Annotated in this window: 19 protein-coding genes and 1 pseudogene; 12 read left to right on the top strand and 8 right to left on the bottom strand. The window is 52.8% G+C overall.

Annotation, left to right across the window (positions count from 1 at the left end):
* Positions 1-226 precede the first annotated feature (226 nt).
* Positions 227-520 (top strand): hypothetical protein, encoded by a 294-nt coding sequence (locus IAI47_RS10650; RefSeq protein WP_008926207.1) that lies wholly within the window; start codon positions 227-229, stop codon positions 518-520.
* A gap of 55 nt (positions 521-575) precedes the next feature.
* On the opposite strand, the gene IAI47_RS10645 is transcribed toward IAI47_RS10650, so the two are convergent.
* The gene (locus tag IAI47_RS10645) at positions 576-1,832 is read right to left on the bottom strand and encodes a mechanosensitive ion channel family protein (protein ID WP_003850244.1); all 1,257 of its coding nucleotides are present in this window, start codon (positions 1,830-1,832) and stop codon (positions 576-578) included.
* 222 nt (positions 1,833-2,054) lie between these two features.
* Here IAI47_RS10645 and IAI47_RS10640 point away from each other — a divergent pair, with 222 nt between their 5' ends.
* The gene (locus IAI47_RS10640; RefSeq protein WP_008926208.1) at positions 2,055-3,713 is read left to right on the top strand and encodes a methyl-accepting chemotaxis protein; all 1,659 of its coding nucleotides are present in this window, start codon (positions 2,055-2,057) and stop codon (positions 3,711-3,713) included.
* Between the two features lie 97 nt (positions 3,714-3,810).
* Here IAI47_RS10640 and katE read toward each other — a convergent pair whose 3' ends face one another.
* On the bottom strand, positions 3,811-6,075 hold the full coding sequence (katE, locus tag IAI47_RS10635; protein WP_003848945.1) for a catalase HPII: 2,265 nt from the start codon (positions 6,073-6,075) through the stop codon (positions 3,811-3,813).
* Positions 6,076-6,462: 387 nt separating this feature from the next.
* On the opposite strand from katE, the gene zinT reads away from it, so the two are divergent.
* Entirely contained in the window at positions 6,463-7,113 is a 651-nt protein-coding gene (gene zinT / locus IAI47_RS10630) for a metal-binding protein ZinT (RefSeq protein ID WP_143756070.1), read from the top strand.
* Between the two features lie 66 nt (positions 7,114-7,179).
* On the opposite strand, the gene IAI47_RS10625 is transcribed toward zinT, so the two are convergent.
* Positions 7,180-7,545, bottom strand: a complete 366-nt coding sequence (locus IAI47_RS10625; RefSeq protein WP_008926210.1) for an MmcQ/YjbR family DNA-binding protein — start codon at positions 7,543-7,545, stop codon at positions 7,180-7,182.
* Between the two features lie 102 nt (positions 7,546-7,647).
* On the opposite strand from IAI47_RS10625, the gene IAI47_RS10620 reads away from it, so the two are divergent.
* On the top strand, positions 7,648-8,658 hold the full coding sequence (locus tag IAI47_RS10620) for a UV damage repair endonuclease (protein WP_008926211.1): 1,011 nt from the start codon (positions 7,648-7,650) through the stop codon (positions 8,656-8,658).
* On the opposite strand, the gene IAI47_RS10615 is transcribed toward IAI47_RS10620, so the two are convergent.
* The 3 genes from IAI47_RS10615 to IAI47_RS10605 all read right to left on the bottom strand — a co-directional run bounded on the left by IAI47_RS10615 (position 8,651) and on the right by IAI47_RS10605 (position 10,899).
* Positions 8,651-9,514 carry a glucose 1-dehydrogenase gene (locus IAI47_RS10615; protein WP_008926212.1) on the bottom strand — a complete coding sequence of 288 codons (864 nt, stop codon included), beginning with the start codon at positions 9,512-9,514 and terminating at the stop codon, positions 8,651-8,653. The genes IAI47_RS10620 and IAI47_RS10615 overlap by 8 nt on opposite strands.
* A gap of 62 nt (positions 9,515-9,576) precedes the next feature.
* Positions 9,577-10,425: a manganese catalase family protein gene (locus IAI47_RS10610; protein WP_008926213.1), complete on the bottom strand. Its 849-nt coding sequence runs from the start codon at positions 10,423-10,425 to the stop codon at positions 9,577-9,579.
* A gap of 279 nt (positions 10,426-10,704) precedes the next feature.
* Complete coding sequence (locus tag IAI47_RS10605) at positions 10,705-10,899, bottom strand: biofilm development regulator YmgB/AriR family protein (protein WP_223296455.1); 195 nt, start codon at positions 10,897-10,899, stop codon at positions 10,705-10,707.
* A 607-nt stretch (positions 10,900-11,506) separates the two neighbouring features.
* Between IAI47_RS10605 and IAI47_RS10600 the strand changes: the two genes are divergently transcribed.
* Positions 11,507-11,731, top strand: coding sequence for a hypothetical protein (locus IAI47_RS10600; RefSeq protein WP_003848959.1), 225 nt, complete (start codon positions 11,507-11,509; stop codon positions 11,729-11,731).
* 107 nt (positions 11,732-11,838) lie between these two features.
* Here the strand turns inward: IAI47_RS10600 and IAI47_RS10595 are convergent, their stop codons facing one another.
* The gene (locus IAI47_RS10595; protein ID WP_003848961.1) at positions 11,839-12,090 is read right to left on the bottom strand and encodes a hypothetical protein; all 252 of its coding nucleotides are present in this window, start codon (positions 12,088-12,090) and stop codon (positions 11,839-11,841) included.
* A 337-nt stretch (positions 12,091-12,427) separates the two neighbouring features.
* Here IAI47_RS10595 and umuD point away from each other — a divergent pair, with 337 nt between their 5' ends.
* On the top strand, positions 12,428-12,847 hold the full coding sequence (gene umuD, locus IAI47_RS10590; protein WP_003848963.1) for a translesion error-prone DNA polymerase V autoproteolytic subunit: 420 nt from the start codon (positions 12,428-12,430) through the stop codon (positions 12,845-12,847).
* 2 nt (positions 12,848-12,849) lie between these two features.
* Positions 12,850-14,118, top strand: coding sequence for a translesion error-prone DNA polymerase V subunit UmuC (gene umuC / locus IAI47_RS10585; protein WP_003848965.1), 1,269 nt, complete (start codon positions 12,850-12,852; stop codon positions 14,116-14,118).
* Between the two features lie 40 nt (positions 14,119-14,158).
* On the opposite strand, the gene IAI47_RS10580 is transcribed toward umuC, so the two are convergent.
* The gene (locus tag IAI47_RS10580; RefSeq protein ID WP_008926215.1) at positions 14,159-15,043 is read right to left on the bottom strand and encodes a LysR family transcriptional regulator; all 885 of its coding nucleotides are present in this window, start codon (positions 15,041-15,043) and stop codon (positions 14,159-14,161) included.
* 281 nt (positions 15,044-15,324) lie between these two features.
* Between IAI47_RS10580 and IAI47_RS10575 the strand changes: the two genes are divergently transcribed.
* The 5 genes and pseudogenes from IAI47_RS10575 to IAI47_RS10555 all read left to right on the top strand — a co-directional run bounded on the left by IAI47_RS10575 (position 15,325) and on the right by IAI47_RS10555 (position 18,660).
* Entirely contained in the window at positions 15,325-15,537 is a 213-nt protein-coding gene (locus IAI47_RS10575) for a hypothetical protein (protein ID WP_008926216.1), read from the top strand.
* Between the two features lie 257 nt (positions 15,538-15,794).
* A complete protein-coding gene (locus tag IAI47_RS10570) occupies positions 15,795-17,045 on the top strand; it encodes an MFS transporter (protein ID WP_003848969.1) in 1,251 nt (416 codons plus the stop codon).
* A 147-nt stretch (positions 17,046-17,192) separates the two neighbouring features.
* Positions 17,193-17,348, top strand: a pseudogene (locus IAI47_RS10565) (DUF4113 domain-containing protein); the annotation flags it as partial.
* A gap of 402 nt (positions 17,349-17,750) precedes the next feature.
* On the top strand, positions 17,751-18,365 hold the full coding sequence (locus IAI47_RS10560) for a TetR/AcrR family transcriptional regulator (RefSeq protein ID WP_008926218.1): 615 nt from the start codon (positions 17,751-17,753) through the stop codon (positions 18,363-18,365).
* A gap of 154 nt (positions 18,366-18,519) precedes the next feature.
* On the top strand, positions 18,520-18,660 hold the full coding sequence (locus IAI47_RS10555) for a hypothetical protein (protein WP_223296456.1): 141 nt from the start codon (positions 18,520-18,522) through the stop codon (positions 18,658-18,660).

Below are 18,660 nucleotides of genomic sequence, written 5' to 3'. Positions count from 1 at the left end.
CATACAGAAAGTAATCATAGACTAAGATGTTGCAATCGCAGGGCGGCGAGGTGTCTGGTGGCATTAATTTGCGTTAATTACCCTGAATCGGCCTCTGCCTGGGGAAAGGAGACGGTGCAGGCGCAGAAAACCCTGCCGGATAGCGAGGATTCGCTATAAGCTTAAGCGCGATCGCGCAGGTCGTACTGGATGACCTGCGGCGCTGAACACTTCAAAAGGATGTTACGTGAGGAAACGCGTTCTGTTAGCCACGCTCTTACTGCTCGCCGCCTGTTCTAATCGGGTCGGACATCGGCTGGACAACAGTAATCTGCAGCAGATTCATGCCGGTCAGACCACCAAAGCTCAGTTGATTGCGCTGTTTGGTCAGCCTGACAGTGAAACGCCTTACCCGTCCGGGCAGCGGCTGCTGAAATGGACCTACAGCGAGGCGCGCACCCTGAACACCACCGAGGGGCAGACGCTGACCGTGCAGATGAAAAATGACAAAGTGCTGAACTATGCGCTCAGCAAGAGCTAAGGCTTAGCTAAGTTTACTACGGCGGTGGCAGGAGATTGCCACCGCGCATCATCGGTTACTGTATGCCGCTCTGCTGCGCATCCCGGCTCTCGGGCCGTGGCTGAGCCAGTCGGGCGAAATCGGAACCTGCCGGATGCTGGTAGATTTGCAGTTCAAACACGCGGGCTATTGCATAGATATACTCAAAAATCGCCGCCTGGGTATTTTCATAATCCGCCCAGAAAATTGATGAGGTGAAGCAGTAGATCTCCACCGGCAGCCCATCCGGCGACGGCTTCAGCGGTCGTACCACGATATACATCTCTTTCATAATGTCATCGCGTTGGGCCAGCCAGGCAGACAGGTATTTACGGAACACCATCAGGTTAGTGATGCCGTTCTCCATAAACCAGCGTTCGCCGACGGCATTGATATCACGTCCATCCAGCAGCTCAGTGATCGTTTCACCTGCAAGGCGGATCTGGCTCATCGATTGCAGCATCTCCTGATTCACAAAGGTGATCGACTTCTGATCCAGATGAAAGCTGCGCATGATGCGGCGCGCACCCGACGAGAACATCGCCTGCCAGTTGGTGTAGGTTTCGGTAAGGAAGTTCTTGGTCGGAATACGTGAAATAGTGTTATCCCAGTTGCGGATGGTGATGGTATGCAGCGCAATGTCGATCACCTCACCGCTGATATTTCTGTCCGGCATCTCAATCCAGTCGCCCAGTTGCAGGACATCGTTGGAAGAGAGCTGAATGTTCGCCACCAGCGACAGGAGCGTATGCTGGAAGATCAGCATCAACACCGCAGCAACCGCACCCAGCGAGGAGATAATAATGGCAGGTGACTTATTGGACATAATCGCCAGAATCATGATTGCGGCGATGATATGCACCAGGATTTTGCCAATCTGGATATAGCCCTTGATCGAGTGATTCTTGCGCTTGGATTTGCGCGTATAGGAGTTGTTAACAATCTCCAGCACTTCGTTGAAGAAGATCGACAGATAGACAAAAAACAGGATGCCGCAGATGGTCTGAATCGCCACTTTCAGGTTTTCAGGCAGGCCTGGCATAAATTGCAGAAAGTTGTAGACCACAATTACCGGCACAAAATTTGACAGCTTCTGAGAGAGGCGAATGTCCTTATCCAGTGGCACACCCTTTTTATGGCTGCTGAAAAAGACCTTCCTGATCACTTTGACGATGAAGAATTTGCAGATCAGGTGAGTGACCAGCCCGGCCACGATCAGCAGCAACAGGCTAAAGCTGATCGACAGCACTCTGTTTCCCTCTATAAAACTCATCAGACTCTGAATGTAATGCATGTTAACCACGTGCGAAAAAGTAAGGGGCGAATTCAACCACAGCACAGGGTCGGTTGTTAAGCGTCAAATGCGTTCAGGCAGAGCCGCAACTTTATTCTGTCCTGAGCGGCGCGCTGGCTGCGCCCGGCAGGTGGCGTCTTGTTAACTTCTTTGTTCGCAGACTCAGATAAATCTCAAGCCAGCCGATAACCACTCTAACTTCTCTGATATGAGCCTGCAGACATGCTTAAAAATCTTAAAATAACCCACGGTATTCTGGCGGTGCTTGCCGTCTTTATTACGTTACTGACCCTGACCGGATTTCTGTTTTACAACGGCGTCTCAAACGCCGACAAAAACTTCGTGGCAGCAGAACAGCTGACCCTGCAGCAGCAGCACCTGAGCGATGCGGTGAAAACCCTGATTAAAACCCGCGTTACCATCAACCGCGTCGCTATCCGTTTCCTGAAAAACCAGCAGGATCCTAAATCACTGGCCGCCATCGCCACGCTGCTGGAGCAGGCGGGCCAGTCTGCGGACAGAGCCGATGCCGACTTTAAAGCCTGGCAGGCGATGCCACGCAAAGAGGGGCAGAGCGAAGCGCAGTCGGCGCAGGTTCAGACCGCCTATCAGCAGATGCATGAGACCATGCTGGCCTCAATTACCTTTTTAAAGCAGGGTAATTACGCGGCCTATGGCAACCTCGAAGCACAGGCGGCGCAGGACCAGCTCGACAGTGCCTATGAGGCCTGGCGTGCGGTGAACATCCAGCTGATGAAAGATACTTCAGAACATAACCAGCGTAGTCTGACAGATGCGCTCTGGGCGCTGCTGACGATTAGCCTGATCACTGGCGTGATTGGCGTGGCGGTCTGGTTGGGACTGCAAAAATTGCTGATTAGTCCGCTGGCCAGGCTGACAGGGCATATGCGCACCATTTCGGCAGGTGATTTAACCTCTGATATTCAGCACGAAGGCCGCAATGAGATGGGCCTGCTGATTCAGGAGCTGCAACAAATGCGCGATGCGCTGGTGGTGACCATTACTTCGGTCGATGACGCGACCCGCTCTATTTTTACCGGTGCAGCGGAAATTTCCGCTGGCAGCACCGATCTCTCTTCCCGTACTGAACAGCAGGCTGCCGCACTGGAACAGACCGCCGCCAGCATGGAGCAGCTCACCTCAACGGTGAAGCTCAACGCAGACAATGCGCAGCAGGCGACAACGGTGTCGAAAGAGGCGTCAGCCACCGCCCTGCAGGGCGGCGAAACCGTTGCCCGCGTTATCGCCAACATGGATCAGATCAGCGAAAGCTCGAATCAGATCGCCGGTATTATCGCCATTATCGACAGCATCGCCTTCCAGACCAATATTCTGGCGCTGAACGCTGCGGTTGAAGCCGCGCGTGCCGGTGAGCAGGGGCGTGGATTCGCCGTTGTCGCAGGTGAAGTACGCTCGCTGGCCGGACGCAGCGCCAGTGCCGCGCAGGAGATTCGTGGATTGATTGACCGCTCAGCCGAGCGCATTAAAACCGGTGCCGGTCACGCTTCCCAGGCGGGCATCGCCATGGAGAGCATCGTGAAGTCGGTGAGCCGGGTGACGCAGCTGATCGAAGAGATCGCTGCCTCCTCCACTGAACAGACCCGCGGCATTGAGCAGGTCTGCATTGCGGTTTCTGAGATGGATGGTGTAACGCAGCAGAACGCCGCGCTGGTGGAGGAGTCTGCGACTGCTGCTGCCTCACTGGAAGAGCAGGCGAGCTACCTGCGTAAAACGGTATCGGTCTTTAAAACCGGCAGCATGCACGCCGCGTTCTCCGCCGCACCGGTTGCGAAGGCGATTGCCGTGCCCAAACGTCAGCCTGTCGCCGTGACAGACAATGAGAACTGGCAGACTTTCTGATAACGGAATATCTGACGGATCACTGCGCACGCGGCCGTGCTACAGTTTCAGCATAAAAAAACCGCCCCCAGGGGCGGTTTTTTATTCACTTAACGCATCAGGCAGGAACGGACTGTGCCTTCTGGCTGCGTGACCAGACGCGGTGCGCTTTCATCGCCTGCGTAAAATCAGACATCAGTGCGTCCTCCGCCGCGTCGCCCTGCACAATGCCTTCTTCCTGATCGGCATCTTCCAGACCGAACTGCGCTTTAAAGCGACGCGCGTCGCCCACCAGACCAATCACCTTGAGGTGTTTGTAGGCTTCCAGCAGGAAGTAGCGGGCATCGCCGCTTAACAGCAGGGCATCAATATTACCATTCGGCACCATCACCGCATCAAAAGTCAGAGACGGCAGGCCGGCGAAGGTGGCATCGATCGGCAGCACAGAACCGTCATCCGCGCGCACCTGGCCCATATGCGGCGCCAGCAGTTTTGTGTGCACACCTTCCGCTTTCAGCGCCTGCAGAATCGCCAGCACATCCGCCGCCTTCACACCATCGCTCAACAGCAGCGCCACCTGACGGCCTTTAATCTCACCATCCGGGATAGCGTAGAGGCTCAGGCTGTCATCTTTCGTCAGGCCATTCACCGCCGCAGGAGGCTGGATATTGCGCTGCTCATCGGTCAGGGCGAGTCCCAGATTATCCGCTACGCCCTGTGCCAGTTTAGTATCGATACGCGCCAGAAGATCCACCACGCGCTCACGGATGTAGGCACGGCCCACTTTACTCAGTTCAAACGAGTAGGCACCAATGATGTGCTGCTGTTCGACTTCTGTCTGGCTGTTCCAGAACAGGCGCGGCTGGGAATAATATTCACCAAATGACGGGCTGCGCTCGCGCACTTTGTGGCCCTCAACCCGCTCCTGATAGCTCTCGAAACCGCCGCCTTTCGCAGCCGGTGGCGTTTCGCGCGGCCAGTTGTCGTTGATCGAGTTTGGCTCGTAGTTCGCCGGGTTGGTGTCGATGTCCTGGCGATGCATGCCCTGACGCTGGAAGTTATGGTACGGGCAGGTTGGACGGTTAATCGGGATCTCATGGAAGTTCGGTCCGCCCAGACGACTGATCTGCGTGTCGGTATAGGAGAACAGACGGCCCTGCAGCAGTGGATCGTTGGAGAAATCCAGGCCCGGCACGATATGGCCCGGGTGGAACGCCACCTGCTCGGTTTCCGCAAAGAAGTTATCCGGGTTACGGTTCAGCACCATCTTGCCGACAATCTCCACCGGCACCAGCGCTTCCGGGATCAGCTTGGTGGCATCCAGAATATCGAAGTCGAATTTGAATTCATCCTCTTCCGGGATTAGCTGCAGACCCAGTTCATATTCCGGGAAATCACCGGCTTCAATCGCTTCCCACAGATCGCGGCGATGGAAGTCGGGATCGCGACCGGTCAGTTTCTGCGACTCATCCCACAGCAGCGAAGCTTTACCGGCCACCGGCTTCCAGTGGAAGCGGACAAAGGTCGCTTTGCCTTCGGCGTTGATCAGGCGGAAGGTGTGAATGCCAAAACCTTCCATGGTGCGATAGCTGCGCGGAATACCCCGGTCAGACATCGCCCAGATGACGTTGTGCATGGTTTCCGGCTGAAGAGAGACGTAATCCCAGAAGGTGTCATGGGCACTCTGACCCTGCGGGATTTCATTGTGCGGCTCCGGCTTAACGGCGTGCACAAAGTCAGGGAATTTATGGGCATCCTGAATAAAGAATACCGGCGTGTTGTTACCGACCAGGTCAAAGACACCTTCTTCGGTGTAGAACTTGGCGGCGAAACCGCGGATATCACGTACGGTATCCGCGGAGCCAGCGCCACCCTGAACCGTGGAGAAACGCACGAACACCGGCGTGGTCTGCTCGGGGTCGCTCAGGAACTGCGCTTTGGTCAGATCTTTCAGTGAGCGGTAAGGCTGAAAATAGCCGTGTGCGGCAGAACCACGGGCGTGAACGATACGCTCCGGGATACGCTCATGGTCAAAATGCGTGATTTTCTCACGCAGTATAAAGTCTTCCAGCAGCGTCGGACCTCGCGAACCCGCGAGCAATGAGCTTTGGTCATTGGCGATGCGCGTGCCCTGGTTCGTGGTGAGGGCCTGATGGGTGCCGTTTTTACGGCTGGCTTCAAGCTGGTCAAGTTTGGCGCTGTGTGTCTGCGGCGCTTTCAGACTGCCCGGGGCGGTGGGCTGTTTGCCTGGCGGGGTCGGTTCGGCTGGGGGCTGATGCGAACCATCTTTCGGTGCCAGCGATCCCAGACCCGGTTCTGATGATTCCGGACCGGTGGTGGGGGCGTGTTCGCTCAGGGGTTTCTTCTCTGTTTCTTTCGACATGAATCTATGCTCCAGCTGTTATTTTACTTTCGACGACACTAAATATAGAACAACCTGAACAATACTGAGGGTAAACCGGCCATTTAACCGCTGTCACTGTCCCTTTTTTGTCCGGCAGAAAAACCACGCTTACGTCTGAATGTCTGTTATCGCTTCGCTTATCCACGCCTTGTGCCGTCTGGCTTAGCGGCGTGTCAGCCCGCACCCGCTATGCTGGCTACCTGCTTTGTAACCCTGTCAGATTCGCCTCTCGCCGGACTGCGTGATATTCCGCGAGAGGGTGAAAATCTATAAATAAAATTAATAGGGAGAGGTGTCATTCCTGATTGAGTTTAGAAATGTTATATCATAACATTTCATTTTGTAATGTTGACTGAGGATCAGGCTTTGACGAATCATGCAGGTAAATGGATGGGAATCATGGGCGCGCTGCTCATCAGCCAGCAGGCGCTGGCACATAGCACGCATACACATGGCAAACCGCTATCAGTAATGGAGCAGAAAGCAGCCGAAGGGGTTTTTGCTGACAGCGACGTGAAAGATCGCCCACTCTCTGACTGGGACGGGCTGTGGCAGTCAGTTTATCCGCTGCTGCAAAGCGGCGAGCTGGATCCGGTCTGGCAGAAGAAAGCGCAGCAGGACAAGAGCAAAACGGCAGAGGAGATTAAAGCTTATTATCGCAAAGGCTACGCCACCGACGTCGATACTATCGGTATTGAAAACGGGGTAATGGAGTTCCATGTCGGTGATCGGGTCAGCGCCTGCCACTATCGCTATGCAGGCCACAAAATCCTGACCTATACCTCAGGTAAAAAAGGGGTGCGTTACCTGTTTGAGTGTCAGGACGCCAGCAGCAACGCCCCGAAATATGTGCAGTTCAGCGATCATACCATCGGCCCACGCAAGTCTGCTCACTTCCACATCTTTATGGGTAATCAGTCTCAGCAGACGTTGCTGGCTGAAATGGACAACTGGCCAACTTATTACCCTTACCAGATGACAAATCCACAGGTCGTGGAAGAGATGCTGCACCATTAAGTGAAGGGCCGGGATCGGATGGCCCGCTGATGACAGCGGGGTTTCTGTGACGCGCTGTCACTGCCTTTATCCCACCCAGGCCGGACGGCGTGAGGCGGGGATGCCGCGCACCACTCGCTGATACGACTCTTCAACCAGTTGCTGAATCAGGCCGGGTGAGAGGCCGTCACCCGGATACACCGTGATCCAGTGACGTTTATTCATATGATAACCGGCGGTGATCGAGGGATAGATCACCCTGTGCAGCTCTGCCTGCTGCGGTTCACACTTCAGGGTGATAATCGGCACGCCCCGCAGTTCCGTCAGCAGTAAAAACACTTTTCCACACACTTTATAAACCTGATGTTCCGGCCCGAAGGGATAGCCTGATTCGGCGGCGGGCAGCCGTTCAGCCGCGTCGATAGCGGTGCGCTGGATCTCGTGACCCTGCATAGTGATTCTCCCTGTCATGGTTAACCCCGATCTCTGTGGCCCGCGACTGGCTGGTCGCCAGAGGCCTGTTACACTTCTGATAAGCATAAATCAGGAGCAGACATGAAATTAGGTTTTGCATGTAAGTATCTCAATAGCGACGGTAAACAGTTTTTCCCGTTTCGCGCCACCACCCGTAAACGATTTCTGAGTTTACCTCAGGCTGAACGTCATCAGCTGATTCATGAGATTACCGTTACTAACCTTAATAATCTCTACCTGACACTGGAGCATCTGGCTACGTTACCGGCGCCACTCAGAATGATGCGCATCGGCAGCGACCTGCTGCCGCTCTATACGGTTCCCGAAGCCACGCCGCTCTTTGCGGAATTTCTGCCTGAGCTTTATCCACTCTTTGCCCGCAGTGGCGAGCTGGCGCGGACGCATCAAATCCGGCTCTCATTCCATCCGGGACAATATACGGTGCTGGCTTCCGATAATCCGGATGTGGTGACGCGCGCACTGGAAGATGTGGAGTATCACGCGCTTTGCGCCTGTCTCATGGGCTACGGTAAGACCTTCCAGGATTTTAAAATCAACATTCATATGAATGGCAGGGCGGGATTCGACGGTTTTAAACGCGCGTTTACTCAGCTCAGCCCGGAAGCGCGGCGGATGCTGACGGTTGAAAATGATGAGATTTCCTGCTCGCTGGATGATGTGCTGCAGGCGGCACCCCTCGGTCCGGTGGTGCTGGATATTCACCATCACTGGGTAAAAGAGAGTGAGTTTATTCAGCCGGATGACGCGCGTGTTGCCAGCGTCATTGACTCATGGCGGGGTGTGCGGCCGGTGCTGCACTATTCGATTTCTCAGGAGGGAATTATTCCGGAGGAGGGCTGGCCCGATCAGCAGCAGCTGGGTGTGAGCAAAAGCAAACTGCGGGCGCACTCCGACTACTTCTTTAATCCGACGCTGAATGCGTGGGCACTGTCGTTCCAGGATTTCGATATCATGTGCGAAGTGAAAATGAAGAATCTGGCGCGGGAACCGCTTTATCAGTGGGGGATCGCGCAGAAACTGATAGGAAATTCCCTGGCCGAAGAGACCAGGGAAGCGGCGAACGTTAAATAATAGCCACGCCGCCCGTAACGGCGATAGTCGCGCCGGAAATGTAGCTGGCTTCGTCACTGGCCAGTATCACGTAGGTGGGTGCCAGCTCAGCAGGTTGACCGGCACGCTGCAGCGGCACTTCACTGCCAAAGTTTTTCACCTGTTCAACCGGCATGGTCGAGGGGATTAGCGGTGTCCAGATAGGACCGGGCGCGACCACATTAGCTCGGATACCTTTCTCTGCCAGCAGGGCAGCCACGCCTCCGGAGAAGTTAATAATGGCGGCTTTAGTCGCGGAGTAGGCGAGCAGCTTCGGTTTCGGCTGGTCGGCATTGATCGAGGCGGTGTTGATGATCGATCCGCCCGCTGGCATGTGCTTTGTGGCCGCTTTAGTGATGTAGAACATCGCGTAAAGATTCGTTTTCATGGTGCGATCAAACTCGTCGTCGCTGATCTCCTCCAGCGACTCGCGTGTCATCTGATATGCCGCATTATTGACCACAATGTTAATCTCACCAAAGGCTTCAACGGCTTTATCAACCAGCGCATTACAGTGTGAGGCATCGGTGATGTCGCCTGGCACCAGCAGCGCTTTCTGACCGGCGGCCTCGACAAGCCGGGCGGTGTCCTGCGCATCCTCATGCTCATCAAGATAAGAGATCAGCACATCGGCACCTTCCCGGGCAAAGGCAATGGCCACGGCCCGGCCAATGCCAGAATCCCCGCCGGTAATAATCGCTTTTTTACCCGCCAGACGGCCGGAACCCTGATAGCTCTCTTCGCCGTGATCGGGCTGTGGCTGCATCGCGGCAGTACTGCCTGGCCACGTCTGCTGCTGCGCGGCAAAAGGGGGGAGTGGACGCTGAGTGGATGACATGACTTTTCCTCCGTAAAAAGGGATCAACCCTGTCAGGGCATTGGACCCTGACAGGCGAGGGATTAAGGTTTTGGTGGTGTGACGCCATCGATCTGTTCTGACTGTGCACCGGAACCGGGACGGGCATTGCCGAGTATCGGTTCATCACCCAGAATATCGGGCTGCTGTTTCGCGCTGAACTGACCATGACCATCGTAAGCTGGACCACTGCTCCAGCGACCTTTCGGCAGCGGTTTATCCAGCGAGGTATTCAGGCAGTAGTAAGCGTGCTCCTGCGCTTCATGTTCCTGCGGGAAGCTGTTGGGGATCGGCAGCGACGCGTTCAATCCGCCCATCTCTTCGATCACCGCCAGCCACTGCTGCTGGTGCATGGTGTCACGGGCAATCAGGAAGGAGAGGAAATCCTTCATGCCTTTGTCTTCGGTCATGTTGTAGAGGCGGGTCGCCAGAACACGACCGGTGGCTTCTGCGGTGACATTAGCCAGCATATCGGCGGCCACGTTGCCGGACGCGTAGATGTGGCTCATGTCGAACGGCATGCCGTTGGCGTTTACCGGCATCGCGGCCAGACCGGAAGAGAGAATATGGCGTGGGTTCATGCCGCCCAGAATGGCATTAACCACCGGGTCTTTGGCTGATGCTTCCTGGTAAGAGAGCGGTGCGCCTTCAAGGTTCAGCGCCACAGCGTAGCCCAGCATTTCGATATGACTCAGCTCTTCGGTGGCGGTGGAGATCAGCAGATCCCGAATCCGCGCATCACCTCGCGCGCCCATCGCCTGGAAAAAGTATTGCATCGCTACACGAATCTCACCTTCGACGCCGCCGATGGCTTGCTGTAACAGCATGGCAAACTCTGGGTCGGGCTTCTCTACACGAACCGGGAATTGAAGTTTTGATGAATGATGAAACATAGCTATTTTCCTCGCCTGTGTTTGCAGTAGATGCAGGAAAAGCCTGGACACAGATATCGGATAAATAAAGCGAAACGAGAGCAATTAATCGGAATTTACGGTAAAAAAAGCGGGGAAATAGGTCATTTTCGGAGCTATATCTGGTACGACAGGACAGGCAATATCAACGATGAGAAAGTGACATATGACTCAGTGCAGAAGAGATAAAAAAGCCCCCATTAAAAGGGGCTGATTCAGTACGGGAAAGCATCCTCACTTCCGCTATAGCTGTTTAACAATTCAGCTTTCACTGGTGGCCGTTGCACGTTGCAAAACGTGTTCCAGAGCCTGACGGTAAATATCCTGCTTAACTACGTCACGCTCGCTCTCCAGGCGATGAATCAGGCCCAGCACAATGTCTTTATCTGAGACATGGGCTTTTGAATGGGCGAGTTCAGCGTGAACCGCAGCGATAACCTGTTTTTCTGTCGTCATCGCGGCGCCAGAGTTCATAAAGTAATCAGAAATCTGAGACTCTGTATTCATTGTTGTTTGCATGTCAGGCCTCATAAAGAATTGGGGAGTGTGCGTCGGTTGATAGCCGGTTGCCGGCTGACGCAAAAAAATTGCATCTGAAGGTGGAAATCCACAACACCTTCAGATGCGGTGCAAAGCACCTCGTTACAAGTGATTTAACATCACGAGATAAAGTTATACAGCAATTTAAAAGTTGTACAAGAAACTTTGACAGAATATTTCATTTTTTTAGCCTGGTATAAGCCGTGGTAAAGTGCGCTGAATGCGATTTTTTTATTTAATTAAACTAATACAATAAGTTATGAGTTTTTTTGTCAGGCGGGTTTTTTTGAGGCGGCCGTTTCTGCGTTTTTTACCCGGATTGTCTGACGGGGTGAAAACGGTTTTTCAGGAGAATTTTAGCAAAAGCTGTACAGCTTTTTACACCACAAATGGAGAGCAGTGTCAGAGTGCGGTGGCAGGCTGCTGCAATCTTGTGCTTCTGACGGCACAGGCTGCATAATTCACTTCCCACGCCTGATGCAGAAAGCTAAGGTGGCCTCTTATTCATCACAAGGAAATGATCATGGTTCACGACTATTTCGCGATTCCGCCTGCGGGCGTGACTCAGGAACAACATAAACGTTCAGTTGCTGTGGCGGCCGCGCTGTCAGTGGCAAAGGAGTCCGTCAGCGCTTCTACGTCGGCAACCGGCTCAAAAACCTCCTGGGACCTGCAGGCTGTGGCGAATGAAATTGGTAATCTGGCCGATGCGATTCAGGATGCGCTGGAGAGTGACAGCCAGCCTTAATCTCTGACCGCTTCGCCTGAAACGGCTGCTGAAGCAGGCCGATCAGGGAAGGGCAGCGTTCAGGAGCCGATAACGTCGTCGGCAAGCGAACGTTGCCCAGCGTTTGCTTATTCCATTGCGGGCGGTTCATATTTAATATATTCACGCAGGGCATCATGGATGGCCTGATTATTACCTTCCTCCAGACCGCGTTCGGCATATTCTTTCGCCAGCGCCGCCAGTACATCGTCAAACTTCCCTTTGTAATTGAGATTATTCAGTGCAATTTGCTGACCGAGTATCGCTTTTAATACCGTCGTCTCAACGGTTAACTGTGCGACTGCCTCTTCCAGATGTTTGATGCGATCGTCGTCTGCCATAACCCCTCCATGCTTTAAAAAGGCAGAATAACCAGCCCGCGCTAAATATTCAAACCTCACCCCATGCCAGAGAGTCGTTGTCGGATTTTCCTTAAGTCAAAATAATCGGCGGATTAATTTATAAGAGGCGTGACTGTAAGTAAAAAGCGAGACTATTACCGCAGTGCGGCGAAAGTAACCTGTTTCCGTTTATTCTCACACCAGTAAGAGAAAAACGGTTAAAAAAAAGTGCATTACCATCAATCTCTTCGCGTAAAAGGGGTCCACGTCACTTGATTAAAAGGGGGATTAGCTATTACTGTATTTATATACAGTAATCTGAAAAAGGAGTGAAATTGTGGAATTCATTAAACCTGCGGACGTCCGCGCCGTCATGTCTTTACCGCTTTATATCGAACGTGTGCCGTGTGGATTTCCCTCACCGGCGCAGGATTATGTCGAACAACGTATCGATCTCAATGCGCTCATGGTTCAGCATCCCAGCGCCACCTATTTTGTGCGGGTCAGCGGTGAATCAATGATTGAGGCGGGCATCAATGATGGTGACATGCTGGTCGTCGACAGCTCGCTCACCGCCTCACACGGCGATATCGTGGTCGCTGCCGTCGACGGTGAATTCACCGTTAAACGTCTTCAGCTTCATCCCTGCCTGCAACTGATGCCGATGAACACCAAATTTAAACCGATCGCTATCCAGACCGAAGATGCGCTGGAGGTGTTTGGCGTAGTGACGTTTGTGATTAAAGCGACACATTGAGCATGTTCGCGCTGGTGGATGTGAACTGCTTTTATGCGTCGTGCGAAACCGTTTTCCGGCCTGACCTTAAAGGCAAGCCCGTCGTCGTGCTATCGAACAACGACGGCTGTGTGATTGCGCGCAGCGCCGAGGCGAAGAAAGCCGGCATCAAAATGGGCGCGCCCTATTTCAAAATGCGCGAAGCGCTGACCCATCACAATGTACAGGTTTTCAGCTCAAATTACGCGCTTTACGCCGACATGAGCCTTCGGGTGATGACGATTCTGGAAGAGATGGCGCCGTCGGTGGAGATCTACTCGATCGATGAGGCCTTTATGGATCTCACCGGCGTGCAGAACTGTATGGCGCTGGAGAGCTTTGGTCACCAGGTCAGAGAGCGGATACGCAAAGAGACCCATCTGACGGTGGGCGTTGGCATTGCACAGACCAAAACGCTGGCCAAACTGGCGAATTTTGCGGCCAAAAAGTGGAGCAAAACCGGCGGCATTGTCGATCTGTCGGATCCCGAACGGCAGAAAAAGCTACTGGCCCTCGTCGATGTGGCTGAGGTCTGGGGTGTCGGTCACCGTATCGGCAAGCGGCTCAACGCCATGGGCATTACGACGGCGAAAGATCTGGCCTGCCAAAGCACCGAGTCTATTCGCAAACAGTTCAGCGTAGTGCTGGAACGTACCGTCAGAGAGCTGCGTGGTGAATCCTGCCTGGAGCTGGAGTCGGTGATACCGGATAAACAGCAGATCATGTGTTCGCGTTCGTTCGGCAGCCGTATTTCCAGCTACGACCAGATGCGCGAAGCCGTCTGCGCCTATGCTGAACGTGCGGCAGAGAAACTACGTCGTGACAATCAATATTGCCGTCAGGTAGGGGTCTTTGTGCGTACCAGCCCCCATGCTACGGATGAACCCTTTTATGGTAATCAGTCTACCGGTCAGTTGCTGATCCCGACGCAGGACACGCGCGACATTGTCGGCGTTGCGATGGCGTGTCTGGATAACATCTGGATTGAGGGGCATCGCTACATGAAAGCGGGCATCGTACTGGGAGATTTTTTCAGCCATGGCGTGGCCCAGCTTGATCTGTTTGACGAACATCAGCCACGCCGCAATAGCGAAGAGCTGATGACGCTGATCGATAAGATTAACAAAAGCGGCAGCGGCAAACTCTGGTTTGCCGGGCAGGGGATCAACAAGGCCTGGGCGATGAAGCGCGAGATGCTGTCACCTGCCTATACTACGCGGGTAACGGATTTGCCGGTGGCGGCGGTTAAGTAGGTTGGGTGGTTTTCCTCAGCTACTGAAACCGCAAGGTCTGCTAAATTTCTTTTAACCTGGTTTCTTCCGCAAAGCACTGCTCCAGCGCCGTAATCACTGCCCTGATACGTGCGACTTTTTGCAGATCCGGATGGAGCACCAGCCAGATATCAACCGGGTCGCGCTTTTCAGGAAATACCGGGATTAATTGCGGATCGCAGTTAGCTAAAAATGTCGAAAGCAGGCCGATGCCAATCCCGCGTTTAATAGCGGATTGCATCAGCAGTTGTGTATTACATTCCAGCACGACTTGCTGGCTGTTTACTGCAAAGCCACACAGGTTTTGTCGATGACGAGGCACCATGTCTGCCGGAAACATGACCAGTTGATGATCAGTCAATCCGCTTTCTTGCTGCGGTTCTCCGAGCCGATCAAAATAACGCTGGCTGGCGTAAAGCCCCATATCAATGGTCGCTAGTCGTTTAACTATTAACTCTTCAGAATCGGGTCGGGCACCACGAATGGCTATATCCACACTACGGTAAGAGATATCGGAGAAGCCTATTCCGGTCAATAAGGTTACGGTGATATCCGGGTATTGTTCGCGCAGGCGCTGAATGGCAGGTATGACAAACACAGTGGCGAGTGTGTCTGTGCTGGCGATGCGAACGTTACCTGCAGGGATGCTATCGCCGCAGGCGGCTTTACGACTCATCGCCTGCATAGCGCTTTCCATAGCACTGGCTTCTGCCATCACCTGTTCGCCAAACTCGCTCAGCATAAAAGCGCGGGGCGTACGTATAAATAACCGGGAACTGAGCGCGCTTTCGAACGCGGCGATACGGCGCCCGACTGTCGCCTGATCGACGTTCAACGATTTTGAGGCACCCCGCAACGTTTTTTGTCTCGCTAATGCGAGGAAAAAGCGAACATCATCCCAGTTCATCCACTGCTCCATGTTATTTTTAACTAAACGGATATCTTCAACGTGGCTAAAAAATTATCAAAACTCATAAGCCATATCATAAACAGCACCATAAAATTATAAGTATTTCTGCATTGTTGTGAAGCATTAATGCAACTTTAAAAATTTCGAATTGTGACTATGATGGGCCGTTTTTTGGATATAGGCGCGATGTGTTTTGTTATGTGAAGCCTTTCATATAACGCACATTTTTTCCTCATTACTTCTGATTATCTTTATTTTTATTCTAATGGATTTAGAAAATGAAATTTTTTGAAGATGATTTTTTTAACACTACCTGCCCGGCGTTTACCTCAGATAAAGTTGTTGGAAGAGAAACTATCAAAGCAGATGTTGCTTTGAATTATGCCGAGGCCCTTATTGCTCAATTACAGAATAAGCAAATCAGTCACATTTATACGAGTGGTTATCTATCCTTCCATATGTTTGAGCTTATGGGGATCGAAAAGCGGTAGTTATAAATGATTAATAGCAGCGCTAATTAATCATTTTTCATGGGCAGGCCTTATTAGCGATTTGCATTGCTATAACCCGTATCCAGCGTAACACGACACATTCAGTGCGGATTATCAAGCTGCATAAATGAATGCTTGTGATGCAATCTTGTCTCTACCATAGGGAATAAGCAGGTTTTATCATCACTTTGTTTGCTGCTCTGTGGTATTCGCATTCGCTGCACAGAGTTGATTTATCTACAGCTCAGGAAATAAAAATGTCAGAAGTGTTAACTATTGATAGTCGTCCGACAGACAAAAAGAATTCTGCTTCCAAAAAGAGCGTTTTATTCTTTCTTGCACTGGCGCTAGTCGCTGCCTTATTGAACAGCAGTGCACCAACGCCGCTTTATCCCCTCTATCAACAGCAGTTGGGCTTAACCGCCGTCAGCCTGACAATCATTTATGGCGCGTATGCGGCAGGTGTTTTGATTGCGTTGTTCAGTGTAGGAAATCTTGCAGGGAAAGTTGCTGACCTGCGCAGCCTGATGATGCCTGCACTACTGGCCGTCTTCGCAGGTGCATTGCTGTTTTCACTCGCCGATTCGTTTGCCTGTCTGTTTATGGCACGCCTGCTGGCGGGCGTAGGAACCGGGGCATTAACCGGCGCAGCTAATATTGCCCTTTTGCGTTTTGGCCCTAAAGATGGCGGTAAAGCTGCAGCTCTGCTCGCAACGCTTTCTTTCACCACCGGTCTGGCACTGGGGCCAGTTTTTAGCGGCGTGGCGATTCAGACAAATTTCCACAGCCAGACGTTGCCGTTTCTGCTGATTATGATCACGGCTGCGATTGCCCTGATCGGATTACGTTTTAGCTGGCCAGCGCGTCATCACGACCAACCCAAGGCTGCGCCATCCTCGTCTGCCATTTCAGCGGGTACGACACTTAAAGCCGGACTGAAAGCGACTGGCATACGTTTTTTCCTGTGCGCTGGCGCTCTGTTTATGAGCTGGGCGTTTGCCGCCAGTATTTTGTCGATTGGACCGGCAGTATCGGAGCATCTGCTCGGCATTCATAGTCAGGGCGTTTATGGCTATGTGATTGCGGTATACTTAATGGTGGCCGGTATCAGTCAGATTTTGAGCCGCCGGATTAGCGCTCGCACATCTCTTGCTGCCGGCTGTCTTACTCAGGCCATTTCGATTGTGTTTTTTACCTGGGCTATTAGCACCCACTCTTTAGTATGGGCATGCACAGGACTGCTTGTGGCTGGATATTCCTATGGCGCCATCTTTGTGGGAAGTGCGACCCTGCTAAATATGATCTCTCCTGCAGCCAGTCACGCAAAACTGATTTCATTGTTCTACGTCATTGCCTATATCGCTAACTGGGTGCCCGTGCTGTTAGGTGCGGTGGTGGATCATGCCAGCCTGAATCTGGCTGTTGATTTGCTGTTCAGCGTCGGTGCTGTTATCTGTCTACTGCTGAGCATCGCGGTATTTTGGATAAAGATGGAAAAACGCGACTAATTCAGAATCAGACCGTGCCTGATTCCTCCCAGGCCGGTCTGAGGACCAGCGAATGGACGCTTAAAATCACATCAACTGACTGACTGTCTCGGTCAGCAAAGCCGTGCTTCGCATCATTTTGCTATTGAGGAATACACCACTCGTCGTCTGATGCCGCTGATTAATAAAATTAACAAACCTGGCAGCAGAAAACTCTGGTTTGCCGGGCAGGGGATCAACAAGGCCTGGGCGATGAAGCGCGAGATGCTGTCACCTGCCTATACCACGCGGGTAACGGATTTGCCGGTGGTTGTGCTGAAGTAGATGCTGGTCCGCCATCATCATGAATATGAGCTTTACGCGGTCGACGATAACAGCGATATAAAAAACCGACTCTTTTTATATGTTGCTGACAATGAGAACCACGCCAGGCTGTTAATTAAGCCGCTCAGATTATGGCTGACCATAATAAACACACAGCAACGGGCTGATTGCCGCAAAAAAAACGCGTTACTACCTGAGTGAATCATGAGCGGTTTGTCCTGTAACCTGAGCCGGATTGCAGGTCACAACCGGTTACACCCCCTCTGCCATTCAGCGACAGGAACAGAGATCTGTCCGAATGTATGCTGCGGGCTGATCGCCGCCAGCTATACTTGTTACCCGAGCCTGGGATAGAATCCCTGTTGATTCTGACAGGAACGCACTTCTTCAGGCCGGTAATTAATGAGCACGACAGCGACAGCGCATAAAAACAAAGAGCGGGGACGGCCCAGGGAGTTCGACATTGAACAGGCTCTGGATCGTGCCATGATCGTTTTCCGGCAAAAAGGCTATCACGCGGCATCAATAGGCGATCTGGGGGAGGCGATGAACCTCTCCGCAGGCAGCATCTATAAAGCGTTTAAAGACAAACGCTCCCTCTTTCTGCTGGTGTTCGAACGTTATCTGTTGCTGAGAAATACCGAACTGCGCCGCCGTCTGGCACCCTGTGTCAGCGGACGGGATAAAATCACGGAGTTGTTACAGTTCTACCTGGATTCGGCGCGTGCCATTGAGGGGCGATGCGGCTGTCTGGTGGTGTCCAGCGCCATTGCGCTGCAGACGATGGATGAAGATCTTGCGCAGCGCATTGATGATGTCATCAAGCGTAGTCAGCGCTTCCTGGTTTCATTGCTGGAGTTGGGACAACAGGATGGCTCTATCAATCGCACGCTGGACAGTGAAGCGGCAGCCGGTTTAATTCTCTGCATCGCATACGGTATGCGCGTGTCGGGCAAAGTCAGTGATGTGATCCATGAAGAGCAGACGCTGGCGCTGGCATTGAAAATACTGGGATAAGTGTTCTGAGTGGGGACAGCAGCATCCGTAAACAGGCGCTTCTCTGATATACGCTTTCCGGACAGAGAAATTCTTCCGCTTCCTTTCCCCGGGTCTGATTATGTGCCAGGCTTTTACGCTTTATTCTATTGCGTGGAAAATTAAGGCCCGTTTCGTGAAAACTTCAATCTTACTGACACTCGTGGCAGCCATTGGCTGTTCTGTTTTTGCCGCCCGTGGTGGGTTTGAAACCCAGACAGCGAAACATCCTCAGGCACAGCGGGTGACGGAGAGTGGGGAGCCACTGACGCGCTGA

It is taken from the genome of Pantoea sp. MT58 (assembly GCF_014495885.1).
Taxonomy (GTDB): domain Bacteria; phylum Pseudomonadota; class Gammaproteobacteria; order Enterobacterales; family Enterobacteriaceae; genus Pantoea; species Pantoea eucalypti.
This window is presented reverse-complemented; position numbering and strand designations above follow the sequence as displayed.

Bases quoted from the DNA above. Each gene is read 5' to 3' on its own strand.
- IAI47_RS10640 (WP_008926208.1), top strand. From the start codon at position 2,055: ATGCTTAAAAATCTTAAAATAACCCACGGTATTCTGGCGGTGCTTGCC.
- IAI47_RS10560 (WP_008926218.1), top strand. From the start codon at position 17,751: ATGAGCACGACAGCGACAGCGCATAAAAACAAAGAGCGGGGACGGCCC.
- IAI47_RS10600 (WP_003848959.1), top strand. From the start codon at position 11,507: ATGGTTCACGACTATTTCGCGATTCCGCCTGCGGGCGTGACTCAGGAA.
- IAI47_RS10570 (WP_003848969.1), top strand. From the start codon at position 15,795: ATGTCAGAAGTGTTAACTATTGATAGTCGTCCGACAGACAAAAAGAAT.
- IAI47_RS10580 (WP_008926215.1), bottom strand. From the start codon at position 15,043: ATGAACTGGGATGATGTTCGCTTTTTCCTCGCATTAGCGAGACAAAAA.
- IAI47_RS10610 (WP_008926213.1), bottom strand. From the start codon at position 10,425: ATGTTTCATCATTCATCAAAACTTCAATTCCCGGTTCGTGTAGAGAAG.
- IAI47_RS10575 (WP_008926216.1), top strand. From the start codon at position 15,325: ATGAAATTTTTTGAAGATGATTTTTTTAACACTACCTGCCCGGCGTTT.
- IAI47_RS10595 (WP_003848961.1), bottom strand. From the start codon at position 12,090: ATGGCAGACGACGATCGCATCAAACATCTGGAAGAGGCAGTCGCACAG.
- IAI47_RS10645 (WP_003850244.1), bottom strand. From the start codon at position 1,832: ATGCATTACATTCAGAGTCTGATGAGTTTTATAGAGGGAAACAGAGTG.
- IAI47_RS10615 (WP_008926212.1), bottom strand. From the start codon at position 9,514: ATGTCATCCACTCAGCGTCCACTCCCCCCTTTTGCCGCGCAGCAGCAG.
- IAI47_RS10625 (WP_008926210.1), bottom strand. From the start codon at position 7,545: ATGCAGGGTCACGAGATCCAGCGCACCGCTATCGACGCGGCTGAACGG.
- IAI47_RS10605 (WP_223296455.1), bottom strand. From the start codon at position 10,899: ATGACGACAGAAAAACAGGTTATCGCTGCGGTTCACGCTGAACTCGCC.
- IAI47_RS10620 (WP_008926211.1), top strand. From the start codon at position 7,648: ATGAAATTAGGTTTTGCATGTAAGTATCTCAATAGCGACGGTAAACAG.
- umuC (WP_003848965.1), top strand. From the start codon at position 12,850: ATGTTCGCGCTGGTGGATGTGAACTGCTTTTATGCGTCGTGCGAAACC.
- katE (WP_003848945.1), bottom strand. From the start codon at position 6,075: ATGTCGAAAGAAACAGAGAAGAAACCCCTGAGCGAACACGCCCCCACC.